Annotated in this window: 18 protein-coding genes and 1 pseudogene; 10 read left to right on the plus strand and 9 right to left on the minus strand. The window is 71.4% G+C overall.

Annotation, left to right across the window (positions count from 1 at the left end; genetic code table 11):
* Nucleotides 1-28: 28 nt before the first annotated feature.
* The 5 genes from ACZ6NZ_RS09315 (at nucleotide 29) to ACZ6NZ_RS09335 (ending at nucleotide 3,840) form a co-directional block, all read left to right on the plus strand.
* The gene (locus ACZ6NZ_RS09315) at nucleotides 29-415 is read left to right on the plus strand and encodes a DUF2267 domain-containing protein (RefSeq protein WP_088989254.1); all 387 of its coding nucleotides are present in this window, start codon (nucleotides 29-31) and stop codon (nucleotides 413-415) included.
* Nucleotides 416-682: 267 nt separating this feature from the next.
* On the plus strand, nucleotides 683-1,096 hold the full coding sequence (locus ACZ6NZ_RS09320; protein ID WP_465857337.1) for a TOBE domain-containing protein: 414 nt from the start codon (nucleotides 683-685) through the stop codon (nucleotides 1,094-1,096).
* The gene (modA, locus tag ACZ6NZ_RS09325) at nucleotides 1,093-1,893 is read left to right on the plus strand and encodes a molybdate ABC transporter substrate-binding protein (protein WP_465857338.1); all 801 of its coding nucleotides are present in this window, start codon (nucleotides 1,093-1,095) and stop codon (nucleotides 1,891-1,893) included. Before ACZ6NZ_RS09320 ends, modA begins: the two co-directional genes overlap by 4 nt.
* A 31-nt stretch (nucleotides 1,894-1,924) precedes the next feature.
* Nucleotides 1,925-2,749 (plus strand): ABC transporter permease, encoded by an 825-nt coding sequence (locus ACZ6NZ_RS09330; RefSeq protein WP_465857414.1) that lies wholly within the window; start codon nucleotides 1,925-1,927, stop codon nucleotides 2,747-2,749.
* Nucleotides 2,746-3,840, plus strand: coding sequence for an ABC transporter ATP-binding protein (locus ACZ6NZ_RS09335; RefSeq protein ID WP_465857340.1), 1,095 nt, complete (start codon nucleotides 2,746-2,748; stop codon nucleotides 3,838-3,840). The genes ACZ6NZ_RS09330 and ACZ6NZ_RS09335 overlap by 4 nt, the downstream gene beginning before the upstream one ends.
* Nucleotides 3,841-3,873: 33 nt before the next feature.
* On the opposite strand, the gene ACZ6NZ_RS09340 is transcribed toward ACZ6NZ_RS09335, so the two are convergent.
* On the minus strand, nucleotides 3,874-6,279 hold the full coding sequence (locus ACZ6NZ_RS09340) for a ricin-type beta-trefoil lectin domain protein (protein WP_465857342.1): 2,406 nt from the start codon (nucleotides 6,277-6,279) through the stop codon (nucleotides 3,874-3,876).
* Between the two features lie 382 nt (nucleotides 6,280-6,661).
* Between ACZ6NZ_RS09340 and ACZ6NZ_RS09345 the strand changes: the two genes are divergently transcribed.
* The gene (locus ACZ6NZ_RS09345; RefSeq protein WP_465857344.1) at nucleotides 6,662-7,180 is read left to right on the plus strand and encodes a hypothetical protein; all 519 of its coding nucleotides are present in this window, start codon (nucleotides 6,662-6,664) and stop codon (nucleotides 7,178-7,180) included.
* Nucleotides 7,181-7,216: 36 nt separating this feature from the next.
* Here the strand turns inward: ACZ6NZ_RS09345 and ACZ6NZ_RS09350 are convergent, their stop codons facing one another.
* Nucleotides 7,217-8,062, minus strand: a complete 846-nt coding sequence (locus ACZ6NZ_RS09350; protein WP_465857346.1) for a copper resistance CopC family protein — start codon at nucleotides 8,060-8,062, stop codon at nucleotides 7,217-7,219.
* 103 nt (nucleotides 8,063-8,165) lie between these two features.
* On the opposite strand from ACZ6NZ_RS09350, the gene ACZ6NZ_RS09355 reads away from it, so the two are divergent.
* The 3 genes from ACZ6NZ_RS09355 to ACZ6NZ_RS09365 are packed head-to-tail and all read left to right on the plus strand — an operon-like array spanning nucleotide 8,166 to nucleotide 10,792.
* Complete coding sequence (locus ACZ6NZ_RS09355) at nucleotides 8,166-8,642, plus strand: cupredoxin domain-containing protein (protein ID WP_465857348.1); 477 nt, start codon at nucleotides 8,166-8,168, stop codon at nucleotides 8,640-8,642.
* A 5-nt stretch (nucleotides 8,643-8,647) separates the two neighbouring features.
* Nucleotides 8,648-9,988 carry a hypothetical protein gene (locus ACZ6NZ_RS09360; RefSeq protein ID WP_465857350.1) on the plus strand — a complete coding sequence of 447 codons (1,341 nt, stop codon included), beginning with the start codon at nucleotides 8,648-8,650 and terminating at the stop codon, nucleotides 9,986-9,988.
* 36 nt (nucleotides 9,989-10,024) lie between these two features.
* Complete coding sequence (locus ACZ6NZ_RS09365; protein ID WP_465857352.1) at nucleotides 10,025-10,792, plus strand: nucleotidyltransferase domain-containing protein; 768 nt, start codon at nucleotides 10,025-10,027, stop codon at nucleotides 10,790-10,792.
* A 35-nt stretch (nucleotides 10,793-10,827) separates the two neighbouring features.
* Here the strand turns inward: ACZ6NZ_RS09365 and ACZ6NZ_RS09370 are convergent, their stop codons facing one another.
* From ACZ6NZ_RS09370 to ACZ6NZ_RS09380, 3 genes and pseudogenes are all read right to left on the minus strand, one after another.
* Nucleotides 10,828-12,222 carry a dihydrolipoyl dehydrogenase family protein gene (locus tag ACZ6NZ_RS09370; protein WP_465857354.1) on the minus strand — a complete coding sequence of 465 codons (1,395 nt, stop codon included), beginning with the start codon at nucleotides 12,220-12,222 and terminating at the stop codon, nucleotides 10,828-10,830.
* A 580-nt stretch (nucleotides 12,223-12,802) separates the two neighbouring features.
* Nucleotides 12,803-14,227 (minus strand): annotated as a pseudogene (locus ACZ6NZ_RS09375) (coiled-coil domain-containing protein); the annotation flags it as partial.
* Between the two features lie 267 nt (nucleotides 14,228-14,494).
* Entirely contained in the window at nucleotides 14,495-16,069 is a 1,575-nt protein-coding gene (locus ACZ6NZ_RS09380) for a methyltransferase domain-containing protein (protein ID WP_465857356.1), read from the minus strand.
* A 77-nt stretch (nucleotides 16,070-16,146) separates the two neighbouring features.
* Between ACZ6NZ_RS09380 and ACZ6NZ_RS09385 the strand changes: the two genes are divergently transcribed.
* Nucleotides 16,147-16,743: a helix-turn-helix domain-containing protein gene (locus ACZ6NZ_RS09385; protein WP_366606544.1), complete on the plus strand. Its 597-nt coding sequence runs from the start codon at nucleotides 16,147-16,149 to the stop codon at nucleotides 16,741-16,743.
* A 13-nt stretch (nucleotides 16,744-16,756) separates the two neighbouring features.
* On the opposite strand, the gene ACZ6NZ_RS09390 is transcribed toward ACZ6NZ_RS09385, so the two are convergent.
* From ACZ6NZ_RS09390 to ACZ6NZ_RS09405, 4 genes are read right to left on the minus strand one after another with little or no spacing between them, the layout of a single operon-like run.
* The gene (locus ACZ6NZ_RS09390; protein ID WP_465857358.1) at nucleotides 16,757-18,199 is read right to left on the minus strand and encodes a class I adenylate-forming enzyme family protein; all 1,443 of its coding nucleotides are present in this window, start codon (nucleotides 18,197-18,199) and stop codon (nucleotides 16,757-16,759) included.
* Nucleotides 18,189-19,007, minus strand: coding sequence for a TauD/TfdA dioxygenase family protein (locus tag ACZ6NZ_RS09395; RefSeq protein ID WP_465857360.1), 819 nt, complete (start codon nucleotides 19,005-19,007; stop codon nucleotides 18,189-18,191). Before ACZ6NZ_RS09395 ends, ACZ6NZ_RS09390 begins: the two co-directional genes overlap by 11 nt.
* Nucleotides 19,008-19,065: 58 nt before the next feature.
* Nucleotides 19,066-20,493, minus strand: coding sequence for an asparagine synthase-related protein (locus ACZ6NZ_RS09400; protein ID WP_465857362.1), 1,428 nt, complete (start codon nucleotides 20,491-20,493; stop codon nucleotides 19,066-19,068).
* A 34-nt stretch (nucleotides 20,494-20,527) separates the two neighbouring features.
* Nucleotides 20,528-21,304: an enoyl-CoA hydratase/isomerase family protein gene (locus ACZ6NZ_RS09405; protein ID WP_465857364.1), complete on the minus strand. Its 777-nt coding sequence runs from the start codon at nucleotides 21,302-21,304 to the stop codon at nucleotides 20,528-20,530.
* Nucleotides 21,305-21,347: the final 43 nt, after the last annotated feature.

The following is a 21,347-nucleotide window of genomic DNA, read 5'->3' on the forward strand; positions in this document are numbered from 1 at the left end:
CGCGTCTCCGAAAGCGAAGGGCGGGGGCATGGCCGAGCTGGCATTCGTCGACAAGGTTGCGGCACGGGCGGGTCTCCCGCCGGAGCAGGCGCGCCCGCTCACCGAGGCGGTCCTGCGGACCCTCACCGAGCGGCTCAGCGGCGGCGAGGCGGGCGCGTTGGCCCCCCACCTGGCCGACGAGTTGAGCCCACTGCTGGTCAAGGCCGCCGAGCCGCCGGAGACGTTCGGCTACGACGAGTTCCTGAGCCGGGTCGCCGACCGCGCCGGGATCGACCGTCCGGCCGCCGAGCGGGGCACCCGGGCGGTGCTCCAGACGATGCACCGGGTGGTCGGGCACCGGGAGTTCGAGGACGCCCTGGCTCAACTCCCGGCGGACCTGCGGGCACTGGCGCAGCCGCTGCCGCACGGCCCCTGACCGAAGCGCGCCTCGTGCGTCGCGCGCCGTGCAGGACGACCACGACGGTGACCGCGCCCGTGGGCAGGGCGGCGGCGAGATGGTCGAGTGCCCCGCACCAACGGCGGCTCTGCTCGTCGGTCAGAGCGTGCCACGCCGGGACGGGAACCGCTTCACCAGGCATCTGCCCCCGTCATGCAGTTGCGGACCCATGTCGCTATCTGCGGCAGCGGATGCGAGACGATAGGGCACTTTTCCTGGGCAGGTGCCGCCCGCTAACGTGTCCGCGTGACGATGTTTCGGATCGGCGAGGCCGCCGAACTGCTCGGGGTCAGCGTGGACACGCTGCGGCGATGGATCGACGCCGGGCGCATAGCGGCCACCCGAGGCGAGCACGGCCACCGGCTGATCGACGGGGTCGCGCTCGCCGAGTTCCTTCAGGCGCAGGCCGCCGATCCGGAGAACCGCGCGGACGAGTCGTCGGCCCGTAATCGACTGCGCGGCATCGTCACCGCCGTCGTCAAGGACACCGTGATGGCGCAGGTGGACATCCAGGCTGGACCGTTCCGGCTGGTGTCCCTGATGAGCCGGGAAGCCGTCGACGACCTCGGCCTGGAGGTCGGCTCGCTGGCGATCGCGGTGATCAAGTCGACCACGGTCGTGGTGGAGAAGACCGCCGGTAGCAGAGGAAGCAGTTTGTGACAGCACGACGATTCCGTACCGTGCTGGCCGCGTTCGCCGCGCTGGCCGTGGTGGGGCTGACCGGTTGTGGTGGCGCCGACGACGCCGACCCGGGTGCGGCGAGCAGCGGCGGCCCGGGCGTCACCGGGACGGTGACGGTGTTCGCGGCGGCGTCACTGACCGAGTCGTTCACCTCCGTCGGCAAGGACTTCGAGGCCGCGAACCCGGGCGTGAAGGTCACGTTCAGCTTCGCCGGCAGCTCCGCGCTGGCGACACAGATCAACCAGGGCGCGCCCGCCGACGTCTTCGCCTCCGCCGCGTCGGCGAACATGAAGACCGTCACCGACGCCGGCAACGGCGAGGGCGCCCCGACCACGTTCGTCCGCAATCAGCTCATCATCGTCGTACCGAAGGGCAACCCCACCGGGGTGACCGGGCTGACCGACCTGACCAAGCCCGATGCCAAGGTCGCGCTCTGCGCGGAGCAGGTGCCGTGCGGCGCGGCGGCGAAGGAAGTCCTCGACGCAGCCGGCGTGAAGCTGACCCCTGTCACCCTCGAACAGGACGTGAAGGCCGCGCTGTCGAAGGTGAAACTCGGCGAGGTCGACGCCGCGTTGGTCTACCGCACCGACGCGAAGGCCGCCGCGGCCGACGTGGACGGCGTCGAGTTCCCCGAGTCGGCCGCAGCGATCAACGACTACCCGATCACCGTGCTCAGGAACGCCCCCAACAAGAGCGCCGCCCAAGCGTTCGTGACCTACGTGCTGTCCGACACCGGCAAGAGTGTCCTCACCCGAGCCGGCTTCCAGGCCCCCTGACGACGTGTCTCTCATCGAGGAGCAGGACCCGATGGCGCGGCCCGGGTGGGCCGCTCCATCGCGTCGGCGCGGCCGTACCGGCCGGATCCCGATAGCGCTGCTCGTCCCGGCCGCCCTGGGCCTGTTCTTCCTGGTGCTGCCGCTGGCCGGGCTGCTGGTCCGCGCCCCATGGGCCACGCTGCCGGGTCGGCTCGCCGAACCGGGCGTGCTCACCGCGCTGCTGCTCTCCCTGCAGACGGCCACCCTCGCCACGCTGGTTTGTCTCGCCCTTGGGGTGCCGCTGGCGTGGCTGCTGGCCCGAGTCGAGTTCCCGGGCCGCCGGATCGTACGCGCCCTGGTCACCGTGCCGCTCGTGCTGCCGCCGGTGGTCGGCGGCGTCGCCCTGCTGCTGGTCTTCGGCCGGCGGGGACTGCTCGGCGGCTGGCTCGACTCCACGTTCGGCATCACGCTTCCGTTCACCACGACCGGCGTGGTGGTCGCCGAGGCGTTCGTCGCGATGCCATTCCTGATCATCGCCGTGGAGGGGGCGCTGCGCGGTGCCGACACGCGATACGAGGAGGCGGCCGCCACCCTCGGTGCCGGCCGGTGGACCACCTTCACCCACGTCACGCTGCCGCTGGTCGCCCCCGGAGTCGCTGCCGGGGCGGTGCTCTGTTGGGCCCGGGCGCTCGGCGAGTTCGGCGCCACCATCACCTTCGCCGGCAACTTCCCCGGCCGTACCCAGACCATGCCGCTGGCCGTCTACCTCGCGCTGGAGACCGACCTGGAGGCCGCGATCGTGCTCAGCCTCATCCTGCTCACCGTCTCCGTGGGAATCCTCGCCAGCCTCCGCGACCGCTGGATCACCAGCCCATGAGCGCACCCGACGAACCTGCCGCCGGCGCGCCCATGCTCGACGCCCGCCTCGTGGTGGACCGAGGCGGATTCCGACTCGACATCGCACTGCGGGTCGGCGCCGGTGAAGTCGTCGCGCTGCTCGGCCCCAACGGCGCGGGCAAGACCACCGCCCTGCGCTCCCTCGCCGGCCTGACCCCGCTGCACGCCGGACACATCACCCTGAACAGCCTGGACCTCGACCGGCCGAAGACGAAACGGTTGATCCCGCCCGAGCGGCGCTCGATCGGGGTTGTCTTCCAGGACTATCTGCTCTTTCCCCACCTGACCGTCCTGGACAACGTCTCGTTCGGACCCCGCCGCCACGGCCTCGGCCGCCAGCGCGCCCGCGAGGTCGCCGCCGGCTGGCTCGAGAGGATGGGGTTGGCCGAACACGCCCACCGCAAGCCGCGGCAGCTCTCGGGCGGGCAGGCCCAACGGGTGGCTCTCGCCCGCGCCCTCGCGGTGGACCCGACGCTGCTGCTCCTCGACGAACCACTGGCCGCCCTCGACGCCCGGACCCGCCTCGACACCCGCGCCCAGCTGCAACACCACCTGGGCGAGCATCCCGGCGCCACGCTGCTGGTCACCCACGACCCGCTCGACGCGCTGGTCCTCGCCGATCGGCTCGTCATCGTCGAACACGGCCGGGTCGTCCAGGAGGGCGACGCCGCCACCATCACGGCGCAACCCCGTACCGACTACGTCGCCCGGCTCGTCGGGCTCAACCTGCACCGAGGTCACGCCGACGGCCACACGGTACGAATCGGCGCCGACTTCGCCCTCACCACCGCCGACCGTCATCAGGGCGAGGTCTTCGTGGCGTACCCGCCCTCCGCCGTCGCCCTCCACCCGCGGCGCCCCGACGGCAGCCCGCGCAACGTCTGGCCCGCGACGATCGCCGGCATCCAACGCCACGGCGACAACCTGCGGATCCAGCTCGACGGCCCGGTCGACGTGGCCGCCGACATCACCCCGGCCGCCGCCACCCAACTCGAACTCACTCCGGGCCGGCCACTATGGGCAGCGGTGAAGGCGACCGAGACCCGCGTCTACCCGCGGGGCGTGGCCTGACCCGCCGGTCAGACCACGCCCCTTCGTCCTGGATCAGCCGGTTACCCCGCTACTGACCACCCACTTCTGGTGCGCGCCGCCCGCGTACGTGCCGAGCTGGATCTGGGTGCGGTCGGCGCTGCTACCGCCGGCGGCCTCCAGGACCTTGCCCGACTGCGGGTTGCGGATCGACCCGTCGGCCTGCGGCTGCCAGACCTGCGCTGCGGTGCCGTTGCAGGTCCAGAGCTGAACCTTCGTGCCGTTGGCGGTGCCGCCGTTGTCCACGTCCAGGCACTTGCCCAGCACCCGGTACGTGTCGCCGACCTTCGTCCACGACTGGGCGGCGGTGTTGTTGCAGGTCCAGAGCTGGATCTTCGTGCCGTCGGCGGTGCCCGAGTTGTCGACGTCCAGGCACTTGCCGCCGACGCCGGTGATGGTGCCTCCGGTGGGCGGTGGCGGGCTGCCCGGGATCGAGTTCAGCGTGTACCACGCCTCGGTGCTCCACAGTGACTGGCCGCTGGTGGAGGTGAACGGGCGCGGCGAGCGCAGGTGCACCACCCGACCGGCCTTGCGGCCAGCCACCACGAGGCTGACCTTCTTGCCGTCCGCCGACAGGGTGGCCGAGGTGACGGTCAACGTCTCCTCGTCGACCTTCGGCCCGCCGTAGGCCGAGGTGGCCACGTACCGCCACTGCTTGAGCTTGTAGCGCGCGGCCAACTCGGCGGCTGTCGCCGTCGACACCGGCTCGGTGTACTCCACCTCGAAGCCGGTCGTGGTGGCGCGCATCGCGAGCATCTCGAACGTGCTGGCGGTGTTCGGGGTGAGCTTCTGCAGGCCGTACGAGAGCTTGCCGGTCTGGCCCCAGTTGCCGCCCGCGCCGAGCCCGCCGACGTAGATCGCGCCGTCGGGGCCGACGTTGACCTCGGAGACGCCCGCCTCCAGGCCCTGGGTGAGCCGGAACAAAGCGCCCTGGTACTCGCCGTTGACCTTCTCCACATTCGCCCGTTGCAGGCCGCCGTAGGTCACGTCGCCGATGACGAACTGGCCGGCGTAGCGGCCGCTGGTCAGGTAGAGCGGCGTGCTGGGGGAGTTGGCGATCTCGTTCTGCGGCATCCAGAGCACCGGCTGCGTGACCGGCGCGGTGTCGAACGGACCCGCCGGGTTCATGAAGTGGTTGAAGAACCGGCCCTGCTTGATGTGCACCAGTTTCGACGAGGGCAGCCAGCCGCCCTGGTTGTCGGTGACGAAGATGCCGCCCTCGGGGCCCCAACCGATGCCGTGTGGGGTCCGCAGGCCGCCGGCGACGTAGCTGACCGCGCCGGTGTCCTTGTTGACCTTGAGGGTGGTGCCGCGGTTGGTGGCGGGTTGCGGGTTGGTGGTCGCGCCGCCGGAGTTGATCGACACCGACAGGTTCAGATAGAAGAACCCGTCGGCGTAGAGCAGGCCGAACGCGAACTCGTGGAAGTTGCCGCCGTACGGCCAGGTGGCGACGGTTTCCAGGCGCTCGGCCGCCTCGTCACCGCCGGTGTTCACCAGCCGGGTCAACCGCTGCTTCTCGGTCACGTAGACCACCCCGTCGACGACCTTGAGCCCCATCGGTTCCTTGAGGCCGCCGGCGATCTTCTTGGTGGTCACGTTGCCCGGGCTCGTGGATCCGCCGGTGTTGCCGAGGATCCAGACCTCGCCGTCCTGGGAGGTGCCGGACTGGTCGCTGCCGCCCCAGGTGCTGATGACCAGCCGGCCGTCGGCCAGCCAGTCCATGCCGGTGACCTTCGGCTGGAAGCCGCTGGGCCGCAGGTTGGTCAGGGTGTAGCCGGGGTGCACGCCGGTCAGCGGCAGGCCGTCACCGGGGGTGTCGGAGACGCCCTCGCACTCCTTGCGTCCGGGTGCGGTCACCCGGACCACACCGGCGTCGGTGCTCAGCGCCGAGTTCGGCACGACCACGAAGGTCGACGAACCGGGCGTCTTCCACTCCAGGGTGATCTGCTGCCCACCCCCACGCTCGAAGTGGTCGATGCGCAGCGCGTGCAGGCCGGCGGTGAGGGTGACGGTGCCCTCCTTGGGCGGGGTCGCGCCGTGCAGGCCGTCGTGGTTGATCACGACGGAGTTGTCGATCGACAGCTTGGAGCCGTCGTCGCTGCTGAGCCGGAAGGTGTAGCTGCCGGCCTGGGTGGTGGTGATGTTGCCGAGGACCTGCGAGACGAAGTTGTCCTCGAAGCCGAAGTCGGCCGCCGAGGTCCAGTTGATGGTGGACATCAGCTTGTCCACGTTCGGGGTCTGGGCGGGCTTGAGGGTGCACAACTCGGACAGCGGCACCTGCACGTCGAAGACGCGCAGCGTGACGCCCGGTTCCTGTGCGGGGGCTGCGTTGGCGGGGACGGCCCAGAGGCCGGCGGCGAGGACGAGTGCCAGCGCACCCAGGACGGGATGGTGGAGTCGGCGTAGCAGGCGTGTGCCCATCGTTCCTCCAGGAGGCAGTGGAGTGTCCGACGGCCGGCGTGGAGCAGCGGTGAGGATGACCGTCGGCCCGGCTCCGTAACGTCCTCGACGCCGACGAGTGACGTTGCGAAAACACCGGGTGGATGGCTCGGAACATTAAGGCGTTTCGATTGGACTGTCCATGGCTTCGCTTCGATGCATCAAAAGTTACCGATGTCCATGCGAAAGTTCGCCATGTTACGCGAAGAATGTCTGGCCGATCGGGCCTGCCGCCGGGCCGGTCAGCGGTGCCGCCGACCGCCCGCGGTCAGCCGTCGGCAGAGCCGTCCACGTCCTTCTTCTCCGTTGACGACGAGGCCGGAGATCATCGATGCTCGGAGTCGACGGTCACCACGGAGGTGTCATGGCGTTGCTGGAAACCGCTGTCACGACGCTTGGCGGCGCGCTCTCGGCGACCGTCGGCGTTGTCGTCGGCGGGATACTCACCCGCAGTGCGCAGGACCGACACTGGCTACGGGACCGGCAACTCGTGGCCTACCAGGACCTCCTGCGGGAGTACGCCACGTTCTCGATGATCCTGCGGCGCGCTCACCTGGGACGCGCGGCGTGGGACTACGACTGGGGAGTGTGGAGCGCCGCACTGATGTCGGCCAGCCTTGTCGCCCCGAGCGCCGTCGCCGCCGAGATAGACGCCTTCGGCCACGCGGTACAGCGGCTCCTGGATGTCGCCACGGGAGTGGACACGACGACCGCTCCGCTGTCCCAGGATCAGTTCGAGCAGGCGATGGTGGCCCCGAACCGGGCGCAGCTGGCCCTGGTCAATGCCATGCGCCGATCCGTGGGACGGCACCAGGGGTCGCTGTCGACGTGGTTGGGCGGGGCAGGTGGCCGCCCGGCGCACTGGGAGACGGCTCGGCCCTGACAGCCACTGCCGCGTGTGCCGGACCGGGCCGCCGGCCTACCGCCGTCCACGGCGGGCTGGGCCGCCGGATCGATCGCCGGGCCTGCGGGCCGGCGTGCCGCCCCTGCCTGCCGTGCCGGCCGGCCGGCCGCTTCGCGTGGTGGCTCCCGGCGTGGCGGGCCGACGGCGCGCCGCCACCAGCACGAGTACGGCGACCGTAACGACGATCAGGCCCGGGACCAACCAGGCCGGGAACCCACCGTCCCCCTGCTCCTTCGTGGTGCCGGCCGGGTCGCCCGTCGCAGCGCCGGTAGGGGCGATCGGGCTGCCGGTGGCCCCGGAGCTGGTCGAGCCCTCGCCCTCGGCCTGGGCCAGCAGCGCCGGATCCGGACCCGCGGTCGGCGCCGACCAGCCGGCCGGTGCCGCCGTGCCCCGGCCCTGGTAGTCGAAGGTCACCTCGCCCCGCACCGCCTCACCGTCGGAAGCGACCGAGAGGTAGCTCGCGGTGTAGCGGCCCTTCGCCGGCCAGTGCGCGACGGTGACCATGGCCGGGAATCCGGTGTGGTAGAGCCGCGGCTCGAACACACCGTTGACCATGAAGTACTCGGTGACCGGCTTGTCCAGTCGCTTCGGCTCACCGTAGGACCACCCGTTGTCCACCCGCGACCCGTCCGGGCCGCTGATGGCGAAGTGCGCGTTGGACGCCGGCTTCTCGGTGAAGTACAACGCCAACTGGGTCAGCGGCTCGCGGACGACGGTGCCCTTCAGAGGCGTGGAGGTCGCCAGCTGGCCGTGCGCGGACGCCGGGGCGACCGGCAGCAGCAGCGACACCACCAGGGTCGCCGCCAGCGCCGCCGCGACACGGCTGAAGACCCTACGCACAGTGACGAGCTTCGATCGCATTCGTTCATCATGGTCATTTCCCCGGCACCGAACAAGACGTAGAGTTCTCCTCCCCGACGATCAACCCGACACCCGTCCCCCTCGCGTCGTTCGGAGTCCGCCCGTGTTCGTCCGTACCCCCGCTGCCCGGACCGCCGCCGCTCTCGCCGCCGCCACCCTCGGCGCCCTGCTCCTCGCCGGTTGCGGGCAGGACGACGACCCCTCCGTGGCCACCCCCTCGGTGGCACCCACGTCCGCCGCCCCGTCGAGCGCCACCCCCACCGGGCCGACCCCGACGGCGGCCACCTCGCCCAGCGCCTCCGCCAGCACCGCGGCGGTGGACCAGCAGATCACCGTCACGATCGCGAAGAAGCGGGTCGACCCGCCGACCGGACGGGTCACCGTCAGTAAGGGGCAGTCGGTCCGGATCACCGTCACCTCCGACGTGGCCGACGAGCTGCACGTGCACGGCTACGACCTGGGCGCCCGGCTGCCGGCCGGCACGCCCGGCTCGGTGGAGTTCCGCGCCGACAAGACCGGGCTGTTCGAGGTGGAGACGCACGAGTCCGAGCTGGTGCTCTTCCAGCTCGTCGTCCGCTGAACGACATGACGGCCGCCCCCACACTGCTGGCACACGGCGTCGGTGGCCGCCAGGATCTGCCGATCACCCTGCCGCAGCTCGTCGCCGCCGCCGCGCTGACCCTCGTCGTCACGTTCGTGGCGTTGGGCCTGCTCTGGCGCGAACCCCGGCTCGACCGGGACGCCACCGGCGGTCGCCCGGTGCCACGCTGGCTCACCCGACTCGTCGACGCGCCCGGGTTCCGGTGGGCGCTGCGCGGGTTCGGCCTGCTGGCCGCCGCCTGGTTCTGCCTCGGCCTGCTGGGCGGGCCGGACACCGCCGACAACCCGACCGCCGGCGTGCTCTACGTGCTGCTCTGGGTCGGGCTGGCCCCGCTGTCGCTGCTGCTCGGCCCGATCTGGCGGGCGGTCAACCCGCTGCGCACCGTGCACCTGCTGGCGGCGCTGGCGGCGCGGCGCGACCCGAACCGTGGCCTCCGTGAGCTGCCCGACAGCGTCGGTTGGTGGCCGGCAGCCGCCACCCTGTTCGGGTTCGTCTGGCTGGAACTGGTCGCCCCCGACCGGGCCACCCTGCCGGTCATCACCGCCTGGCTGACCGGGTACGCGGTGGTCCTGCTGGCCGGTGCCGTGCTGTTCGGCGCCGGCTGGTTCGATCACGCCGACCCGTTCGAGGCGTACAGCACCCTGATCGGTCACCTCGCCCCGCTCGGCCGGGCCGCCGACGGCGTGCTGGTCTGGCGTAACCCGCTCGACGGGATAGCCGGCCTGCTACCCCGCCCCGGGCTGGTCGCCGTGGTGATCGTGCTGCTCGGCTCGACCATGTACGACAGCCTCTCCAACGCGCCGGGCTGGTTGCGCTTCAGCCAGGAGAACGGCCTGCACCCGGCGGTCACCGGCAGCGCCGGCCTGAGCCTCGTCATCACCGCCGTCGCGGTGGCGTACCTCGCCGCCACCGGCGCCGCGGCGCGCATCGGTCGCTTCGGCGCGACCGATGCCCGTCAGGTGCCGGGCGAGATCGCCCACTCCATCGTGCCGATCGCGGTGGGGTACGTGGTGGCGCACTACTACTCGCTGCTGATCCTGGAGGGTCAGCGCACCGTCGCGTTGCTCTCCGACCCCCTGGGCACCGGCGCCAACTGGCTCGGCACCGCCGGCTGGGAGCCCCGGACCGCGCTGATCACGCCCTCCGGGGTGGCGAGCGTCCAGATCACCGTCATCATCCTCGGGCACCTGCTCGGTACGCTGCTCGCCCACGACCGTGCCCTGTACCTGTTCCCCCGGGCGCGGGCGGTGGCCGGCCAACTACCCCTGCTGGCGCTGATGGTCGCCTACACCGTCGCCGGTCTGCTGCTGCTCTACGCGGGGTAGCCCGACCGGGCTCCGACCCGTGGGTCATGATGGCCCGTGGACTCCGATCTTCAGCGCTACCTCGACGACCTCGTCCGCACCGCCCGGGACGTGCTCGGCGCCGACCTGATCGGCGCGTACGCGGCCGGCTCGGTGGGGCTCGGGGCGTACCAGCCCGGCCGCAGCGACGTGGACGTGGCGCTGCTCAGCGCCGGGCCGCTCACCGACACCGCCAAGCGGACGTTGGTCGCCCGGCTGCGGCACGACGCGCTGCCCTGTCCCGCACGCGGGCTGGAGTTGGTCGTCTACGACCGGGCGGTGGCCGCCTCCGGCACCCCCGACCCCGGCTTCGAGGTCGAACTGAACACCGGGTCCGCCATGCCGTTCCGCCGCACCCTCGACCCCGCCGACCGCCCGGTCACCGACGGCCGATTCTGGTACGGACTCGACCGCAGCATCCTGCACCAGAGTGGACTCTCACTGCTCGGACCACCGGCGGGGGAGGCCTTCGCCGACCTCGCCCCGGCCGACCTGCGCCGGCTGCTCATCGAGGCGCTGTCCTGGTGGCTCGCCCTGCCCACCCCGCCGGCCGACCAACCCGCGCCCGGCACCGAGGACGCCGTACTCGGCGCCTGCCGGTCACTGGTACGCCACCGCGACGGCATCTGGTTGGCGAAGGTGGCCGCCGGCCAGCGGCTGATCGACGCCGGCGACCGGGCCGAGGTGATCCGCCGGGCGGTCGCCGCACGCCACGGCGGGCCCCCACCCACCGGGGCGCAGGCCCGCGCCTTCCAACAACGGGTACGCGACGAGATCGCCGGGTAGCGGTAGCGCGGTGGCCGGGTGGGGCCCCGCGGCGTTCAGCGGACCGGGCTGGACACCAGTGAGGCGAAGAGCAGGTTGAGACCCTCGGTCATGGTCGGGTGGGTGATGACCGCGTCCCGCAGTGCGGTCCACGGCATCCCGGCGAGCATGGCCAGCTGCACCGAGGTGATCACCTCACCGGCCTCGGCGCCGAGCAACGACGCACCGAGGATCCGGTCGTTGCTGGTGTCGATGACCGCCTTCCACATGCCCTGGGTCTGGCGCAGGGTGCGGGCCCGGGGGATGGCGGCGACCGGCAGGTGGGCGACCTGGATGTCGTACCCGGCGCGGCGCGCCTCGGTCTCGGTCAGCCCCACCCGCGCCAGCTCCGGGGTGGTGAAGACGGTGTACGGGATCAGCCGGTCGGCGGTGCTGCGCCGGCCTTCCGCGAGGTTCGCCCGGATGATCCGGTAGTCGTCCAACGAGACGTGGGTGAACTGCGGGCTCCCGGCGACGTCCCCGGCCGCCCAGGTGCGCTCGGCGCTGGTACGCAGGTGCTCGTCGACCTCCACGAAGCCCCGCTCGCTGAGCCGTACGCCGGCCACGTCCAGACCGAGCCCGTCGGTGACCGGTTCCCGCCCGGCCGCCACCAGCACGTCGTCCCCGATCACCACGCTGCCGTCGTCCAGAGTCACCCGGAGCGAGCCGTCGGCCTCCCGGTCGACGCGCGCGACCGCCACACCCACCCGTACGTCGATGCCATCATCGAGGAAGACGCGCATCACCGCGTCGCTGACGTCGGGGTCCTCGCGGGTGAGCAGCCGTGGACCACCCTCGACCAGGGTCACCGCGCTGCCGAACAACGCGAACATCTGCGCGAACTCCACCCCGACGGTGCCGCCGCCGAGCACCACCAGCCGGGCCGGCAGCCGGTCCAGGCGCAGCAACTCGTCGCTGGTGAGCACCCCGGCCTCGGCCATCCCGGGCACCGACGGCAGATGGGGGCGGGTGCCCGTGTTGATCACCACATCGCTGCCGCGCAGCAGTCGCTCACCGCCGTCGGCGAGCGCCACCCGCACGGTTCGCGGGCCGACGAACCGGGCCTCACCGATCACCAGGTGCAGACCGGAGTCGAGGAACTGCTGCCGGTTGGCGGCGACCATCCCCTCCACCACGTCCTGCTTGTGCGCGCGCAACAGGTCGATGTCGACCCGGCCACCCTCCACCGTCAGGCCGAGCGCCGACGCGTCCCGCAGTTGGCGGGCGGCCCGCGCGCTGGTCACCAGCGCCTTCGTCGGGATGCACGCGACGTTGATGCAGCTGCCGCCGATCATCGCGCGCTCGACCATGGCGACCCGCTGACCGGATCGGGCCACGTCCATGCTCAACGTCTTGCCGGCCTTGCCGCCACCGACGACGAGCAGGTCGAACTCCTCCGGTTGATCGGCCACCGGGCGCTCCTCTCGGTCACCGGCCGGGCCGGCGGCCACCGCTGGTGCGCGACGGCCAGCCCAGCCTGCCAGCTCCGACCTGCGAGGCGACCCGGTTCCGCGCAGAATTCGCCCGAGCCGTCACCCGTTCTTGATCAGGCGATGAAAAGTAGGTCGCAGGAGGTTCGGAGACCTACTTTTCATCACCTGATCACTGCTGGTCAGTCATCGTCGTCGACCGACCGGACGCTCGGCCCGGGCCCGTGCGGATTCGCTCCGGGCCCGGGTGCGACCGCGGCTGAGGTCAGTGCCGGACGGCGCCGTTCTCGCTGACCGGCTGCCCGAAGGCCAGGAATGGCACGGGCGTCGGTGCGTCGGTGCCGATGTGCCGAGGGAAAGTCCGCTCGGCGTCGTCGGCGCTGACCTCCCGGGCCGCCGTACCTTCGGACGTCGTCGACTCCTCCGCGACCGCCGGAGCGCCAGCATGCGCGTCGTCTGCCTGCTCCACCGGTGCCCGGTCGCCGTTCGCGTGCTCGGCCGGGGCCTGGTCGCCACCGGCCTGTTCCACCGGGGTCAGGTCGGCGTAGCTGTTCTCGGCCGAGCCCTGATCGGCAGGTGTGGCGTTGATCGGGGCGCGATCGGTGTCCGCATTGTCCACTGTGGTTCGGTCTGCGGAGTACCGGTCGACGCGGTCGACGGTGAGCCGCTCGACGCCGACCCGCTCCGGGGCGGGTCGGTCGGCGCCGGAGCGGGAACCCACCATCGGGTACTCGGCGGTCTCCGTACCGCCGGCTGCCGCGGCCATGACGGCGGCGGCGGCGAGGTCGGCCACCCGCTTCGCCTCCCGCTGCACCCGGGCGCGGACGTCCTTGGCGTGCCGCTCGGCGGAGTCCCCGGCCCGGCGGGCCTCGTCCAACCGCGCACTCTCGGCGGTCAGGTCCCGGCGGACCTCACTGAGTCGCTGCTGCGTCCGGGACAGCTCGTTCTCCAGCGTCTCGCCCTCCTGGCGGATCTCGGCGAGTTGCTGACGGCCGGTGTCCAGCTCCGCGTTCAGGTCGGCGGCCTCCTGCCGGCGCTCCTCAAGCTCCTTCTGCAGAGCGGCGAGCTGCTGCTGATGGCTGGCGGCCTGCTCGTCGGCGCGGTTGCGCAGCTCGGTCACGTGCTGCTGCGCCTCGGCGAGCAGCGCGGCGATCTGCTGCTCGGTCGCGCTGCGCTGCCCGGCGAGCTCCTGCTCGGCGGCGGCCTGCTGGTCAGCGATGTCCTGCTCGGCGGCGGTACGCCGCTCGTTGACCTCTCGCTCCACGGTGGCCTGCCACTGGGCCATCTCCTGCTGGTGCTTGGAGCGGGTCGACTGCAGTTCCTGCTGGATCTGGGTACGGGCCGACTTCATCAGCGCGTCGGCGGCCACCCGGGTCTGGTTGAGCTGCTGTGCGCTCTGCTCGGTGATCCGCTTGGCCTCGTGCTGTGCGCGCTCGTGCGCGGCCTCACCGTCGGCCCGCAACTGCTCGGCGTGCTCGCGGATCGCTGTCAACTCGGCCTCGGCCAGGGTGCGCCGCTCCTCGTGCGCCTGCTCCTGCTCGGCCCGTCGGGCGGCCAGCTCCTCGGCCAGGTCCTGACGTGCCTGCGCGGACCGCTCACGGGTGTCGGCGAGGATCCGCTCGGCCTCGCCGCGCAGCTCGTTGGCCCGGTCGGTGGCCGACTCGGTGATGATGCCAGCCTGCTTCTCGGCGAGCGCCATGATCTCGCCGACCATCGGGCCCAGATCGTGGAACGAAGCGCGGTCCACCTGCACGGGCTGCTCCTGAAGCTCGGCCAGTTCGGCACGCAGCCGCTGCACCTCGGCGGTCAACTCACGGACGCGGACGGCGGACTGTCCATGCTCGCGGCTCAACATCGCGATCTGACTGTCGAGCTGCTCCAGGTGCCGATCCACCTGGCGTTTGTCGTAGCCGCGAAGGGCAAGCTCGAAGCTCGGCCGGGAGGCCGCATCGTCGCGTGCTGCGTGCGGCTCAGCGCCGATGGACATGCACCATCCTCCGTACGATCGGGGCGTCAGGGTCGGCGGTCGCCTGCCCCACGGGCCGTCAGTGTGGCGCAACGCTACCGCTGACCGGACCACATGCGAAGTCCTGCCCCACCACCTCTCACGTTGCCGTCCCGCGTTGCCCCGTTCCCGCGCCGACCATGGACTCGTGCTGCCGGAAAGGTGGTGCTCCACCACCTTTGTCACCCAGCAGCAATCCATGATCGACGCAGGTCGACGTGGTGACCGCGCGACGACGCGCGCGCGGGGTCAGCGTCGGCGGGCGACCAGGACCGCGTCGTGGAGGGTGATGTCCTCACCGTTCTGGTTGGTGGCGAGACGGGAGCGCTCCTCGGCCGCCAGCACCTCCCAGCGGGCCGGTTCCAGGTCGGCGGCCACGTCCTGCGCGGTGTACATCATGTCCGGCATGTGCATCCGGTGCGCCGACCCCCACAGATCCGACGGGTGGTGCCCGACGATCAGCAGGACGCCGCCGGGTGCCACCGCCGCGGCCAGCCGGCCGAACAACTCCCGCCGCTGCTCCGGTGGCAGGTGCATGAACTGCGCGGACACCAGGTCGTACCCCTCCTCGGTGGGCGGCTTGTCCCGCAGGTCGGCGTGGGTGAACTCGATCCGGTCGCCCACGCCCGCGGTCTCAGCGTGCGCGGCGGCCCGGCTCAACGCCGTGGTCGAGATGTCCACCGCCGTCACCTGCCAGCCGCGCCCGGCCAACCACACCGCGTCGGCGCCCTCGCCGCTGCCGACGTCGAGGGCGCGCCCGGGGGTCAGGTCGGTGACCTCGGCGACCAGTTGCGGGTTCGGCCGGCCACTCCAGACCGAGGGGCGGGACTGGTAGCGCTCCTCCCACGCCGGTTCCTCGAACGTCGTGGCCACCAACTGCCGGTACGCGGCCACCGCGTCGCGGGTCTCCTCGGCGATGAGGTCGGCGTTGATCGCCGCCGCCGCGGTCAGGCCGGCCCCGGCGGACGTGATCACCTGACCACGGATGTCGGATACGTTGCCCGCCACCCAGACGCCGGGGACGGTGGTCGCGCCGGTGGCGTCGGTCGGGATCTGGGCGCCGATGACGTGCTCACCCATCGTCACCTCCTCCGGGGCCAGACCCAACCCCACCAGCACGTCGGCGCGGGGGGTGAGTCGCGTCGCCACCACGATCGCGTCGAGCGCCACCACCCGGCCGTCGGCGAGCCGTACACCGGTCAGCGTGTCGTCGGTGACCTCCACTGCGGCGACCGGGCCGGGCACCACCGCGATGCTGCGGGCGGCGAGCCGCTCGGCGGTCTCCGCGTCCGGCGCCGGTGCGTCGTGCAGCAGGAGCAGCACGCTGGGGCTCCACTGTCGCCACATCTCGGCCTGGTGCACGCTGAGTGGGCTGGTCGCCAGGACGCCGATCCGGCGGTCCCGAACCTCCCAGCCGTGGCAGTACGGGCAGTGCAGCACGTCGCGACCCCATCGCTGGGCGAGGCCGGGCACGTCGGGCAGCTCGTCGGTCAGACCGGTGGTCACCAGCAGCCGGCGGGCCCGTACCGAGTCCCCGCCGTCCAGGCTCAGCCGGAACCCGTCGTCGTCCCGGGTCGCGGCCTGCACCCGTGCGGTGCGGAACTGCCCGCCGTACCCGGCGACCTCGGCCCGTCCGACGGCGAGCAGCTCGCCCGGCGGCGTCCCCTCCCGGCCCAGGTAGTTGTGCACCCGGTCGGCCGGCGCGTTGCGCGGCTCGCCGGAGTCGATCACCAGTACCGACCGGCGGGCCCGGCTCAGCGCCAGGGCTCCGCTGAGCCCTGCGGCGCCGCCACCCACCACCACCACGTCGTATGTCTCGTCCACCCGGTATCTCCCTCTTGCTTCGTCGGCTGCGCCCACCATCCGTCGCAGTCGGCAAAGTGGCAACTATCCTTGCCGTTATGGCAAACGAGGACAACGCCGCGCTGGCGGCCGTCGGCCCCCGGCTACGTGCCCTGCGTCACCAGCGGGGGACCACGCTGACCCAGCTCGCCGACCTGACCGGCATCTCGGTGAGCACCCTGTCCCGGCTGGAGTCCGGCAGCCGTCGCCCCACCCTGGAGTTGCTGCTCCCGCTGGCGCGGGCCTACCAGGTGGCGCTGGACGAACTGGTCGACGCCCCCGCCACCGGCGACCCCCGGGTACGCCCGAAACCGATCGTCATCCACGGCGTGACGCACCTGCCGCTGACCCGCCGACCGGGCGGCGTCCAGGCGTTCAAGCAGATCTTCCCGCCCGACCCGTCCGCCGGGGGCCGAATTCCGCAGGTCCACGAGGGGTACGAGTGGCTCTACGTGCTCTCCGGCCGGCTCCGCCTACTGCTCGGCGATCGTGATCTGACGCTGACGCCGGGGGAGGTCGCCGAGTTCGACACCCGCGTCCCGCACCTCTTCTTCAACCCCGGCCCCGGCACCGCCGAAGCCCTCAGTCTGTTCGGCCCTCAGGGGGAGCGGTTGCACGTCCGGGCCCGCCCCGCCACCCCCGACAAGCAGCAGTAGTCGAGCCCGAGCTTCAGCCCCACCGTCGCAGGATGGTTGGTTTGTCGAGCTTTCCGACCGGGGTGTGCGGAAGCTCGTCGACCACCCGTACCCGGTCGGCCACACCGTGCTCGCTCAGGAGGCGGCGTACCGCGGCGGCCACATCCGACGCCGGGGTTCCGTCCGCCGGCGTCACCACCACCAGCGGAGCCGCCCCGTCATCCGCCGCTGACGACGGCACGACCGCCGCCTCACGCACCGCCGCGTCGGCTTCCAGCGCGCCTTCGAGCTGAGGTGCGAAGATCGGTCGTCCGGACGTGGTGGCCAGGACGTCGGCGACCCGGCCCAGGACGCGGTACTCGCCGGATGTCGTCTGCTCGCCCACGTCGCCGGTCCGGTACCAGCCGCCCCGGAAGGCACGTGCCGTCTCGACCGGGTTGCCCTCGTATCCGATGCTGGTGTGCGGCGAACGGGCCAGGATCTCACCGAGCGTCGGCGTCTGCGCCGAGAGCGGCTCCAGCGCCACCTCGACCGCCGGCAGCGGATACATGCCGCGCGACTCCTGCTCGACGTCGTCCATGTTGCCCAGGACGATGCCGAACTCGGTGGACCCGTAGATGCGACGGATCCGGATCCCGAGGCGTCGGCGTGCCTGCGTGATCACCTCCGGGCTGAGATAGGCCCCGCCGCAGAGCGGGAGCCGCAGCGACGGCAGAGTTGTCGAGCTGCTGTCGGCCAGCAGCTGATAGTGGCGTGGCAGAGCGCTGAAGATCGTCGTGCCCGATTCGGCGAGAGCGCTCAGCAGCCGGTCCGGCGGCGCGGCAGGGTCGGAGAACACGAGCCGGGCGCCGGCCAGGAGTGCCGGAAACATGTGTACGTCGACACCATGGGCCACATCCAGCGGATGCATGGTCAGGAAGACGTCCTCGGCGGTCACCTTGAGATAGGACAGCCACTGCCGCCGGTCGGCCAGTAGGTCCTCCTGACGCCAGGCGACGAGCTTGGGGACCCCGGTGGATCCGGTGGTCTCCAGCAACCGGAAGACGCCGGCCCGAACCTCGACCGGCAGCGCCTCGACGGTGTGCGGGGCGGGCGCGGGCTCGGCGAGGAGTGTGTCGACGGTGCGGGTGTCGACCGGGGTCTCGGGCAGGTCGTCATGCTGCTCGTGGATCAGGATTCGGACCGGGACCTGGGCCAGCGACCAGCGGAGCCGGTCCCGGTCCGACTGCACACTGATCGGCAGGTGCACCGCGCCGAGCCGAGCCAGGGCGAGAATGGTCGCGACGTACGCGGGGCCGTTGCGCAGACGGGTGGCGACGTGGTGTCCGGGCTGCACCCCGACGCCGAGCAGGCCGACGGACGCCCGGTCGACGAGGTCGCTCAGCTGGGCGTACGTGAACTCCTCGCCGTCGACTGCCTGCACGGCCACCCCGTCCGGGTGGGCCCGAACCACGTCCCGGAACGCCTCATGCAGCATGCAGATCATCCCGGCGTGCCGTGTGCAGAGTGACCTGCCCGCGCAGAAGCAGCCGCACCCCGTCGGCACCGATCGCGGTGCGCCCGTGCAGGGTGCGCTGGTTGTCGATCACGAGGAGGTCGCCCACCTGCCAGCGGTGCTGGTAGAGGAATCGGGGGCGGTGCAGGAAGTCACCGAGCTGGTTGAAGAAGGTGTCGGTGGTGGTCTGGTCGCCGCCTTTGACCCGTACCTGCCAGCCATGGTTGGTGCCGGCGGGGAACGGCAACGTCAGGTTCAGCGACCGGACCCGGCCGTAGTCGCGGACGGTGGGGATCTCGTACCAGTCGTCAGGGACCGTCGGGAAGTAGCCCCGGTCCTCGACCAGATACTCCAGCCCTACGGTCTCGATCGTCTGCCGCAGGTCGTCCGGCATCTCGGCCCATGCGGCCAACTGGTCACAGACCGTCGTCTCGCCGGATCCCGGCTCGTCGCGGAACTCGCTGGCGTAGAGGACGATCAGATCCGTCTGCTCTCCCACCAGGATGCCGTCGGTGTGCAGCGGGAGTGGGCCGCGCCCGGTGACCACTTTCCCCTCGTCCGCCGAGGCGTTCAACTTGAGCAGGTCGGCGCGGCCCTCGCCGAACTTGTGCTCGACGGTGTCGCCGAGCTCATGCACCAGGCGTTGAAAGGCTGGTTCGTCGAGATCGAGCCCTCGTACGAGGGCCGCGCCGGTCCGGGTCGCGGCACTGCGGCAGGCGCTCGCCAGATTGTCCGTGGGGGCGGGGTCGAGGACCTGCCCGAGACCTGACGGGGTGAGGCTCAAGGTCATCTCCTGAGGTGTGGCGTTGGGATGGGTGACGCGGCCGTGTGAGCGGGCTTCGGGGTGGTCAGCGCCGGGCGTCGGCGATGCCGCGCTCGTACACCTGGAGGGGGTCCCAGTCGTCGATCGAGCCGTCCCGCGCCAGGTTCACCAGTTCGCGGAAACAGGCAAGGTAGATCGCGGCCCGGTCGACGCCGGGTGCATCCGTCTCGAGTCGCTTCACGACTCCTCGCTGCAGACCGCCGCCGTGATGAACGGCGATCTTGCGACGCCAGGCGATGTCGTGCGGCACCCGTCGGCTCATGGCCTGGCGAAGGTGGAACTTCTCCCTCCCGTCGCGCACCTTGCAGTCCGGCGCCGTGTCCAGGGCGATCTCGATCACCGGCCATGCCCAGAACGGGTGGTGGACCTCCCGGCCGTACGCCAACGGCAGCCGGCTGCACAACTCGTTGGTGAACCGGGTCTGGTGGATGGCCGCGATCGTCTGATCGATCAGCTCCTCCGGCGTGCTGAACGGACGGTAGAGGCCGGCGTTGATGAGGTCGCTCCCATATCCGGTCAGCAGCACCTCGTCGCGCGGGATCTCAGTCCCGTCGTAGAGCGCCGTCGCGGTCAGCGCGACCTCCACCACCTCGGGCTCCGTGACACCCAGCCCTCGGATGGCCTGCGGGACAGCGGCCAGGATGCGTTCTTCGGACAGCTCGACCCGGCGCACGGAGAGACCCAGGTGATCGCCCAGCTCCGCGGCGTCGTCGAACTCGTCACCCCAGGGAGTGCCGGCGCTGTACGGCGTCAAGGCGAGCCTTTCCGAGGCTGCCAGCAGGGTGACCGTGCCGGAGTCGATGCCGCCGGACAGGAGGGTCGCGAACCGGTCGCGCGGTCGGTCTCGGGCTACCGACCGGATCTGCTCCTGCAGAGCACCGACCTGATCCTCTCCGGCCTGCAGCGCGTCGGTACGCCCGGGACGACGCAGATGCCGCAGGGGATCGTCGGCCAGGGTGGTGCGTACGGTCCATCCGTCGCGCAGCCGCCTGCCCTCCTGCACCGCGCCGAACGGCACCCGGTTGACGTGCAGCAGTGCGGTCTCGTCGCTGCGCGGCTGAGGTCCCTCCGGGCGGACCTCGACGGGCAGGCCGAGCGCGGGCAGGATCAGCGGGGCCAGGAACAGGTCGGTGAAGTAGACGAGCTTGCCCTGAGACCGGTTGAACGCCACATAGATGGCATCCGCGTTCAGTGCGGTGGTCCGCACGACGACCCGGTCCTCGTCGACGAGGATCCGCGCCCTGTCGGACTCGGCCGTGGCGGGTGTGGTGCCGCCGTTCGCGGACCGGACCGACATCGTCCGCACATCGATCTCCCACGGTGTGGTGCGGGGGCTGTCACCCGCCACACCGCTGGTGTGAACTCGCAGGTCACCGACGTGGACAGCGGGTCTTATCCGTTCCAGAGGGGCCAGATCGCAGTTCCCGACCGCCGCCCACCTGCTGGCCGCCATGATGGTGTTCCTTCCGCGTCGATGGTCGGCGACGTCACCGACTGCTGCCGATGACCTGTCGCATGTTGCGCTGCGCCTCACCGGCGGCGAATGCCGCGCGGTGCGCCTGCTTGCCGATGACTCGAAGCCGTTCGAGCCCGTCGACGAATTCCCTGTTGAGGTACGGCTTCGTGCTCCGGAAACCGGCCGTCGGGTAGGCCGCGAAGGACCGGGCCCGCTGCACGGCGGCGGACAGCAGCCGATCCACCGGGACCACGTCGTGGAGCAACCCGTCCCGCAGGCTCCGCTCGGCCGACCAGTCCTCGCTGGACATCAGCATCTGCTGCATGACGCTGCGGCCCACGGACCGCTCAAGCATGTATCCGCCGAAGGTGCAGGCGATGCCCACCTGGAACTCCGGCATCTTCAGCACGCACCGGTCGCTGCCCACCCGGTAGTCCGCGGTGAGCGCGATCTGCAGGCCGATACCGATCGCGAAGCCGTCGATCGCCACCACCAGTGGGCGGTTGAGCTGTAGACAGGCGACGTACAGGTCGGTGATCTGATCGATCCACTCGTCGACCTCGTCACCGCCTCGGAACGTCGACGTCTCGTGGAAGTCGCCTCCCACGCCGAAGGACCTGTCGACGCCGCTGAACAGCACGACCGCGCGGACGTCCGGGGCGTCGAGCTCGCGAACCGTCTCGGTCAGCGCCCGCATCCGGGGCATCGACCACATGTTGTGCCGGTGCCCCTCGGAGAACTCGACCACGGCCACGCCCTCGGAGACGTCGAGGCTGAAATAGGTCTGCGTGCTCAATTCCGCTGACATTCGCTTCCGCTCTTCCGACTGGTTGGTGTCGCTCCCGGTGTAT

It is taken from the genome of Micromonospora sp. NPDC047756, assembly GCF_055587245.1.